The following is a 501-nucleotide window of genomic DNA, read 5'->3' as shown; positions in this document are numbered from 1 at the left end:
GTCGGCCTCGGCTTCGCGATCTCCGGCAACTACGCCCGCAGGGTCTCCCAGGAGCTGATCCGCGGGGGCCAGGTCAAGCACGCCGACATGAACGTCAACGTCAACTCGGTGTCCGCCGAGACCGCCGAGGGCGCGCGGGTGCAGAACGTGCCCTCCGACGGCGCGGCGGCGGCGGCGGGGATCGTCGAGAACGACGTCATCACCAAGGTCGGCGACCGGCTGGTGCGCAACGCGGCCGAGTTCACCGTGGCGGGGCGCGAGCACGAGATCGGCGAGACCGTGCCGGTCGTGCTGGCCCGCCAGGGGCGCGAGCTGACCCTCCAGGTCACCCTCCGCTCCGACTGACCGGGGCTCCGGTGGCCCAGCGTGATGGGGCCTGCGGAGCACGGGGTTCTCCGCGGCGGTGCGGCTACGCTGGGAGCGGTCGGTCTGCGGGAGGGCGCGAGGTGTTCGAGAACGTCGGATTCGGCGAGCTGCTGGTGCTGGTGCTCGCGGGGCTGT

1 protein-coding gene is annotated in these 501 nt (G+C 72.7%); it reads left to right on the top strand.

The genetic code is table 11. From position 1 onward, the window contains the following. Positions 1-345, top strand: a 345-nt coding sequence (locus tag ABFX50_RS51230; protein WP_346158588.1) for a S1C family serine protease, incomplete at its 5' end; no start/stop codon positions are given. Positions 346-501: the final 156 nt, after the last annotated feature.

The sequence above is a fragment of the Nonomuraea recticatena genome, from assembly GCF_039533245.1.
GTDB classification, from domain to species: domain Bacteria; phylum Actinomycetota; class Actinomycetes; order Streptosporangiales; family Streptosporangiaceae; genus Nonomuraea; species Nonomuraea roseola.
The sequence above is the reverse complement of the archived record's forward strand: the minus strand, read 5'-3'. Positions and strand labels throughout refer to the sequence as shown.